Annotated in this window: 8 protein-coding genes; 4 read left to right on the plus strand and 4 right to left on the minus strand. The window is 70.9% G+C overall.

Annotated elements, in window-relative coordinates; translation table 11 throughout:
* The 4 genes from VN520_RS26410 to eccE form a co-directional block, all read right to left on the minus strand.
* The coding region (locus VN520_RS26410) for an SCO5717 family growth-regulating ATPase (protein ID WP_325749448.1) at positions 1-852 on the minus strand (852 nt) is incomplete at its 3' end.
* Between the two features lie 331 nt (positions 853-1,183).
* Positions 1,184-1,417 carry a DUF397 domain-containing protein gene (locus VN520_RS26415; protein ID WP_325749449.1) on the minus strand — a complete coding sequence of 78 codons (234 nt, stop codon included), beginning with the start codon at positions 1,415-1,417 and terminating at the stop codon, positions 1,184-1,186.
* 83 nt (positions 1,418-1,500) lie between these two features.
* Positions 1,501-2,211 carry a hypothetical protein gene (locus VN520_RS26420; protein ID WP_325749450.1) on the minus strand — a complete coding sequence of 237 codons (711 nt, stop codon included), beginning with the start codon at positions 2,209-2,211 and terminating at the stop codon, positions 1,501-1,503.
* Entirely contained in the window at positions 2,208-3,548 is a 1,341-nt protein-coding gene (gene eccE / locus VN520_RS26425; RefSeq protein ID WP_325749451.1) for a type VII secretion protein EccE, read from the minus strand. Before eccE ends, VN520_RS26420 begins: the two co-directional genes overlap by 4 nt.
* A gap of 183 nt (positions 3,549-3,731) precedes the next feature.
* On the opposite strand from eccE, the gene eccB reads away from it, so the two are divergent.
* The 4 genes from eccB to VN520_RS26445 form a co-directional block, all read left to right on the plus strand.
* Positions 3,732-5,264 carry a type VII secretion protein EccB gene (gene eccB, locus VN520_RS26430; RefSeq protein ID WP_325749452.1) on the plus strand — a complete coding sequence of 511 codons (1,533 nt, stop codon included), beginning with the start codon at positions 3,732-3,734 and terminating at the stop codon, positions 5,262-5,264.
* Between the two features lie 10 nt (positions 5,265-5,274).
* Positions 5,275-6,528, plus strand: coding sequence for a type VII secretion-associated serine protease mycosin (mycP, locus tag VN520_RS26435; protein WP_325749453.1), 1,254 nt, complete (start codon positions 5,275-5,277; stop codon positions 6,526-6,528).
* Positions 6,529-6,675: 147 nt separating this feature from the next.
* Positions 6,676-7,116 (plus strand): hypothetical protein, encoded by a 441-nt coding sequence (locus VN520_RS26440; protein WP_325749454.1) that lies wholly within the window; start codon positions 6,676-6,678, stop codon positions 7,114-7,116.
* A partial coding sequence (locus VN520_RS26445; RefSeq protein WP_325749455.1) for a hypothetical protein occupies positions 7,113-8,303 on the plus strand: 1,191 nt, incomplete at its 3' end. The genes VN520_RS26440 and VN520_RS26445, both read left to right, overlap by 4 nt.

The following is an 8,303-nucleotide window of genomic DNA, read 5'->3' on the forward strand; positions in this document are numbered from 1 at the left end:
ATTCGACGGCCCGGCAGCCTGGGGCGCCTCGGCGGCGGCCGCGGTGCCGGGGGACGGCGCTCCGGCCGGTGGTGTGCCGGCCGGAGCCGGAGCCGTGTCCGTCACGGAGTCCGCGGGCCCGTCGGTCTTCCTCTCGGCCGGCCAGTCGTCCGTCTCCGGCTCTTCGCCGGTCACCTGTGCGGGATCCTGCGAGGCGTCCGCCTCCGGGGCACCGGTCCCGTCGGCCTCGCCGGGATCCGTTTCGCCGGCCGGACCGGCCGGGACCGCGCCCTCGTCCGTGCCCCCGTCCGTGCCCTCGGGGGCTGTGGCCGAAGGGGCGGGCTCGGCGGAATCGCCGGAGCCGGACGCGGCGGCCCCGGCCCTGGCGGCCTCGTGCTCCGCGATCTCCTGCTTCAGTGCGGCAGGTGAGAACCGCATGGTGGCGCCGCTCTCCACATCGCCGCCACCGAACGGGCCGGGCGCACCGCCCACGGCGTCAGGCCCTTCGGAGCCCGCCGAGGGGGAGACCGGAGCCGGAGGTGCCGCGGGGACGGGCGCGAAAGACGGCGAGGGCGGCTCGGAGGAGGCGGCCGACGCGGCTTCGGACGACGCTGCCGGAGCCGGCGGCCAGCCGGGTTCGAAGCCACCGGAGGACTGCGGTCCCGGTACGGACAGCGGTGCCCCCTGCGGCGGCGGGGGCGCCAGATGCGACCCCGCCCCTCCCGACGAGTCACCCGGCGCGTTCTGCGTGTACCAGGCGGGAGGGGTGTAGTCGATGGTGAACTCACCCGTCATCTCGGCGGGATCCGCGTCGGACGACTCGTCGACGGGCGTGTTCCATCCCCCGCTGATCTCGTCCCGATCGCCGTTCACTTTGCCTCCTGGTGTGGTCGAGCACCCTTGTGCCGTGGTGGGTGGGGGCGACCGTTCCCGTTGACCGGTCCGCCCGGCTCTCCCCCTTGCGACGCGCAGTGCCTGTCCGCAGGTTCCTCTGCCGCGCCCCACCCACCCTAATCGCCATGGGCCGTACTACGGCAGGCCGTATCGCCCACGGGCGGCTGTCCCGTAGGTCACGTCCGGCCGTCGAGTGTGACGAGCGGGGCAGAACACGGAGGAAGGGGTGGTACAACCGCGCACCGGACCACCACCGGGCACGATGAAGGGGCGGCAGTCCCTGACAGCCGCCCCCGCACCGTGCCATCACCTACTTGAGGTCGAATTCACCGTCCCGCGCGCCCAGGACGAACGCACGCCACTCGGCCTCCGTGTAACGCAGTACGGTCTCCGGGTCCAGCGACGAGCGCATCGCGACCGCGCCCCCCGGGAGGTGGGCGATCTCGACCCGTTCCTCGACCTCCTCCGTACCGGGTGCGCTCAGCCACTCCACATCCGAGATGTCGAGAGCGTAGAGCTCGTCCTTCTCCTGCTGGGTGCCCATGGGCACGTCCCTTCGGTCGAACCGTGTCGTTCCCCGCCATGATCCTGAAAAGCGGCGCAGTCCGGGGGCGAACGGGACAGGATTCAGTCCATCCTGCGGGCAGTGCCCAGCAATCCGGTCTCGACATCCGTCGCGCTCGTCATCACCCAGTGGCGTTCGCGGCCCGCCACCCAGAGCGTGACACCGTCCGCCAGGGTGGGCAGGGCCTCACTCTCGGTCCGCGTGAGCCCCAGGATCCGGCCGATCTGCTCCGCCTCCGCCGGCGACACCCGCTGAACACCCACGAGCGTCGCCGCCCGCATCAACCGAGGGGCCACCGGGCTCAGATAAGGCAGCAGCGTCAGCACCGACTGCCAGGGCGAGGACACCACCCGGCCGCGAGGCGGACGCATGCCGCAGTCGCGCACCACCATCACCGGGCTGCCGACGGCCGCCCCGGTCGGCGGCACCCGGCCCACGTCGTGCAGCGAGACACATTCGAGGCCGGCGCCCGCGGCCTGTGCCAGCGTGGTCCACGCCTGGGTGCGCCCCGTCTCGACCGCCACCCGCGCGCCGGTGGCGGCCGCGCGCAGCGCCAGCACCTGTGCCGTCCACAGACCGCCGATCAGCAGGACGTCGTACGGCGTGGGCCGGTGGAAGCCGATCATCTGCGGGCGGCCTTCGGCGTCGTCGCCGATGATCACCCCGTCGTCCCCCACCGGCAACGGCAGTGCGCCCAGGTGATCCGCCGCCAGGGTGTGGCCCGCATGACGGGGGCCCAGCAGCCCCCGCCTCGGAGCGATGCGCTTCGTCACTGCGCGCCTCCCAGCGGAAGCGTCGCCAGGACGCCCGGCAGCTGTTCACGGTCCAGCCGTACGAGGCCGACCTCGGCGTGCCGTGCGGCTTGCTCCAACGTCCTTCGTACGCCGACCAGTTCGGTGTCGGAGCCGCCGGTGATCCGGACATGGCCCCGCACGGACACGTGACCCCGGTGCGCACCGCGGCGCACCGTCAGGCTGACCGTCGTCGCGTACGCGGGCACCGAGGTCAGCAGCGAGACGAGCCGCGGGAGCGGGGTGGCCCCCCGGCCCAGTTCGGGCCAGCGGTCCACCGCGTAGGTGGTGTGCCAGCGGTCGTCGCAGCGCCAGACCCGCGGCGTCTCCGCCGTCCGCCGCTGCGGCGCGGCATCCGGACGCCCGACACGCGCCGACAGGAGGGGACTGGCACACGCGGACGTCGCCACGGCGGAGTTCAGCTCTTCCTGGTCCAGCACCGAGGCCCGGAACCCGGCACCGGTGATCCGGCTCGCCACATGGTCCGCGACCCGCACCAGGCAGCGCTGAGCCCCTCCGATCCCACCACCCCGGGCCTCCACGGCCTCCCGGCACAGTTCGGGGTCCAGTTTCACCGCCACCCAGGTCATCCGGAGCGCGGGAGCCCCGGTCCGGTCCTGGAGGGGGGCGTACGAGAGCCGGGCCACCGACCGTTCCGGCAGGTGCGGCGCGGGAGCGGGCCGTACCTGCTGCACGAGCTGCGCGGACTCCAGGACGATGTCGTCCACCGCGAGCGCGTCGCCCAGGAGGGACAGCGGGAGCGCCCGGGCCCCCATCGCCTGACGCAGCGATTCACCGCTCGCCTCGACCCGTACGACCGCGGTCAGGAACGTGCCGTCCCCGACCATGCCCACCGTGCGGCGGGCGCCGTCCACATAGATGTACGGAGCGAATCCGGGCACGTTCTCCGCCACGGGGGCCAGCTGGGGCTCCGTGGCGGCGGGAGCCGCCGCGGCCGTCCGCCTGCGGCGGCGGAGGGACGCCACCGTCGACAGCCAGTCCTGCACGGCCCGGCCCCGGCGGCGTACCACCGCGAGGAGGATCAGCGGACAGGCGATCACGCCGGCGGGAACCAGCCACACACCACCGAGGGCGGCGCCCACCACGGCGACGGCCAGAGCCGCCTCGACGAGCACCATCTGACGCAGCGCGGGCCCGACGCGACCGGTCCTGGAGATCGAACGCAGAATGGTGGCCGCAGGGGCGTCCGCCGACCGCTGGGGAGCCGTTCCGTCCGGCCCGTTGCTGCGTTGCCTCCGGGAAGGGCCGGGCGTTCGGTGGGTGGACCGCCGCGCGCGTTCCCCCGTCGCTGCACCCATCGCCGCGTTGCCCCCTCGTGTCCTTATTCACCGTTTTTTTCACGGGCGTTGATCGGGCGATCACCCTACCTGAGCGGGGAGAGCCAAGTGCCAACAGGCATAGTAGGGGTGCCGGTCGGCAGCAGCGGTCCACGGCCGGTGTGGGAACCTGGTCGCCCACAGGGGAGAAGGGGCAGCGCGCACATGGCATCACGGCGGGACGAACTCAACGCCTACACCTTCGCGAAGCGGAGGTTGGTCGCTCAGTTCCTGCAGCCCCACCCGTCCGGCTCGGAAGAGGGGGCGCCACGCCCTCTTCGCGCGGTGGTGCCCGGAGCGATCGTCGGCGTGGTGGTCCTGGCGGTGTTCGGAGCCTGGGGCATGTTCAAGCCCGTAGCACCCCAGAACTGGGACACGCCCTACGAGAACGTCATCATCGCCAGCAAGTCCACCACCCGCTACGTGGTGCTGAAGACCGACGGCAGGACCCAGCTCCACCCGGTGCTGAACATGTCCAGCGCCAAGCTCCTCCTCGCTCCCGACAAGGGCAAGGTCGTCAACGTCGACGAGTCGGTCCTCGACAGCGGCAAGATCCCGCACGGGGCGACCCTCGGCATCCCGTACGCCCCGGACCGCCTGCCCGACAGGAGCGAAGCAGGCTCCACGAAGCGCTGGGCCGTCTGCGAGCGGCCCGGCGAGGGCGGCCGGGCCATCCAGAAGGCCGCATTCGTCTTCGCGGAACACGAGCAGAAGAAGACCGAGGGCGCGGGCAGGCTGCGGGGCGGCGAGGTGATGTACGTCGAAGGCCCGGGCCCGGACCGGACGCGCTACCTCGTGGACGCCACGGGCAAGGCGTATCCGGTGGAGAACGACGAGCTGCTGCTGCGCACCCTGGTCGACCAGGCCCGTGACCCCCAGCGGGTGTCCGCCGACTGGCTCGCCACGCTGCACATGGGGGACGAGGTCACCTTCCCGGTCATCGAGGGAACTCCCGGTACCGACGCGGGAGTTCCAGGGAAGCTGCAGCCCGAGGACGACAAGGTGGGCATGGTCCTCGCCGCGACCTCCGGCACGAGGACCCAGCAGTACGTGGTCCTGCCGGGGAGGGTCGCCCCCGTCTCCGACTTCGTCGCCAAGCTCCTGCTCAGCAGCAGCGCCCTGGTCGGCCTCGATCAGGACGGCAAGGCGAAGCCCGTCAGCGCCGGAGCGTTCGAACCCGGCGAGGCGTTCGGGCAGGAGAGGGACTGGCCCGCGAGCGAAGCCACTCCCGTCAACTCCGCGAGCGCGGAGAGCGGAAGCCGTAACACCGTGTGCAACGTCCTGCGCGGCGTCTCGGAGAAGAGCGGTGCCGGCACACTCAGCACCTGGGTGGGCACGAGCTTTCCCGCCACGCTCCCCACCGGTTCGAGCAGCGCCTACGTCACCCCCGGCTCCGGCCAGCTCTTCCGGCAGTTCAAGGGATCCAGCCCCGGGTCCGGCCCTCTGTTCCTGGTGACCGACACCGGCCTGCGCTATGCCATGCAGTCCAACGGCGACAGCGCGCAGGACGACGCCGGCATCGGTGAGTCCGGCACGAAGGAGGAGAGGGAGCGGAGTCAGCAGGAGGCACAGCAGGCGCAGAACCGGCTCGGGTACAAGGACGTCGATCCCGCACCCGTTCCCGCCGCCTGGTCCGCCTTCCTGCCCACGGGCCCCCGCCTGTCGACCGGCGCCGCGCGCCAGCCGCAGGGTTCGTGAGGAGCGACACGTGACCACGCCCCCCACTTCCACCCGCTCCCGGCGGCTGCTGACAGCCGCGGCCGCCACCGGAGTCCTCCTCGCCGCACTGCCGGTGCCCTCGGCTGCCGCGGACGACTCCACCCGGTGCACCTTTCCCTCGAAGAAGTACGCGGGCCGTCCATGGGCACTGCAACGCGTGCTGATGGACGAGCTGTGGGAGCAGTCCACGGGCAAGGGCGTACGGGTGGCCGTCATCGACACCGGCGTCGACGTCAAGAACCCTCAGCTCACCAAGGCGGTGGACACCGCGAGCGGCCGCAACTACCTGCCGGAGAACCTCAAGGACGAAAACGGCAGCACGATCGAACGCGGCAAGGAGAACGGCACCACCGACCTGGTCGGCCACGGCACCAAGGTCGCCGGCATCATCGCCGCGCGCGAGGCGAAGGGCACCGGTTTCACCGGCCTGGCCCCGGACGCGACGATCATCCCGATCCAGCAGAACGACGCCGACGGCCACGGAACCGCGGAGACACTGGCCGATTCCATCCGCTACGCCGCGGACCAGGCCGACGCCGACATCATCAACATCTCCCAGGACACGGCCGACGCGGTGAAGCCCACACCGCGCCTGGAGCAGGCGGTGAACGCCGCCCTCGCCAAGGACATCGTGATCGTCGCCTCCGCCGGCAACGACGGGCTGGGCGGAAACGTCAAGGAGACCTACCCGGCCTCCTACGCCGGCGTCCTGGCCGTCGCAGCCTCGGACCGCAACAACGAACGGGCGGCCTTCTCCCAGTCCGGTGACTTCGTGGGCGTCGCGGCGCCCGGGGTGGACATGATCTCCACGGTTCCCGGCGGGGGGCACTGCTCCGACAACGGCACCAGCTTCTCGGCCCCTTACGTCGCCGGGGTCGCGGCCCTCATCAAGGCCAAGCACGAGGACTGGACGCAGGAGCAGATCGTCGCCCAGATCCAGCAGACGGCGGAACGCTCGATCGCGGGCCACGACCGGCTGGTCGGCTGGGGGGTCGTCGACCCTGTGCGCGCGCTGACCGAGGACGACAAGCCCATCGAGAAGCCGGTGGCACACGAAGGACTGAACAAGGGCGAGGCGCCGGTCCCCGCAGCGGTCCACCTCGGCGAGACCGCTGACCAACGCAACGCCCGGCTCGCGACCTACGTCGTGGTGGGCGGAGCAGTTCTGGTCGCCGCCATAGCGGGAACAGCCGTGGCCGTGCGCGACAGACAGAAGCGGCAGGGGCAGCCGGGCGGCAGGTGACGCCGGGGAAGTCAGGCGATGGACAAGGCGGTTGGTGCCGTCAGTGCCATTGGCTAGAGTGATTTGATGAAGCCAGCGCTGTTCACGCGGGTGCGATAGCAACGCGAAGTGGACTGTGCAAACGGGGGAACGGGGAAGGGCAGCAACGTGGGTGAAGGCAAAGGGGATCTCCGCAAGGGCGTAGGCGCCCTCGAGGCGTTCCAGAAGAGCGTGAACGCGTTGCTGGCAGACCTCGAGAGTTCACCGGCCGGCAAGTCGGAGGTTGCGGCGCAATCGGTGTCGCGTACCTCCTTCAGTGGCCAGAACGCATGCTTCGCAGAAGCGGATGGGCTTTACACCCAGTACAACCGGGTCCATGAGTCACTCGTCACGCTCTCGAAGTCTCTGAGCGACCAGATCGAGTACCTGAACCTCGGCGTGCACGCGGCGGCGGTCGGCTTCGACAACGTGGACGACGACACGCGACGGCGGTTCTACGAGATCCAGACGCGCCTGGGCACGGAGCGCGAGCGGGCACAGGGCGAGAAGAAGGACAAGCCTGAGCAGAATGCCGACAAGCAGAGTGACGCGGGATGGGCAGCCGAATGAGTGAGCCGAAGCAGCCGGAGACGGCTTCCGGGACGCAGCCGCAACTGACCCCCGCGGAACAGCAGCAGCAGGACGAGACCCGCGTCCAGGGGCAGTTGCTCGTCACGGACGTCGGCCGCGTGATGCAGGGGGCGATGGAGTTCTTCGGGGGCTCCGGTTCCTCGGGCAGGACTTCCTTCGAGGGTCATCAGCTCAACGCGATGATCGACCTCATCGAGAACTCCAAACCGGAGGATCTTGAGAGCGCGGGCGAGGCACTCTGGAAGGCCAGGGACGCGATCAAAAAAGCGGCGGGGGAACTGCGGGGATTCATCGAGTCCGTCGACTGGGAGGGCGATTCCGGAACAGCCTTCCGCGACTGGGGCAGGGGCTTGGCCACCCATGCCGAGAAGTTGGGCGACTTCGCGGACGTGGCCGGGACACAGATCACGGTCGCGGGTACGGGCCTCGCTTCGGTGCGCAACTCCCTCCCGCCCCGCGACAACCGCGCCGTCCGCAAGTCCCCCGACGAGATCGAGACCCCGAAGCGGATCGAGGGCAACGCCGAGTACGAGGCGGCGCTGAAGGTCGAGAAGCACCGCCAGGAAGCCATCAACCAGGCGAACCGGCTGGCTTCGTACTACGCGGTCTCGGAGGAGACCTTGGCGGCACAGGAGCCGCCGCGCTTCGAGAAGAAGCTCGATGTGGCTATGCCCCGGCCGCAGGGCGACGGACGTCGACCGGTCGGGTCGGACTCCTCATCGTCTCCCGACTCCACCTCGTCGGGCCGCGAGGTTTCCGTGGGCGCGACGGAGCACGTCGTGACAGGCAGCCATGGTTCTCCGGCGAACGGCCATGGCTATGAGACGCCAGCGGCGGTAACACCTGTTCTGGACACGGGCACATCGACAGAGATCAACAGCGTCGCCACCCCGCTGGTTCCGGCGACCGCGCCGACCGCGCCGTCGCCCCAACCGGGTCAGAGCCCTGTCGTACCCGGAGGAGGCTCCACTCCGCCCCTGGCGACCGGATTCGTGAACCCGGTGACCGGTAGCTCACGGTCGGCCCAGACAGCACGTGGTGGGCCTGGAGCTGTCGGTCAGGCAGGGGGCGGTACCCGAACAGGTGGTGACCCAGCGGCGAACGGCCGCGCTGCCGGGCCCCCGGTGGGGCGCCCCGCTCCTATGAACGGGGGCTCGGCCTCCGCC

Source organism: Streptomyces sp., assembly GCF_035563135.1.
Taxonomy (GTDB): Bacteria; Actinomycetota; Actinomycetes; order Streptomycetales; family Streptomycetaceae; genus Streptomyces.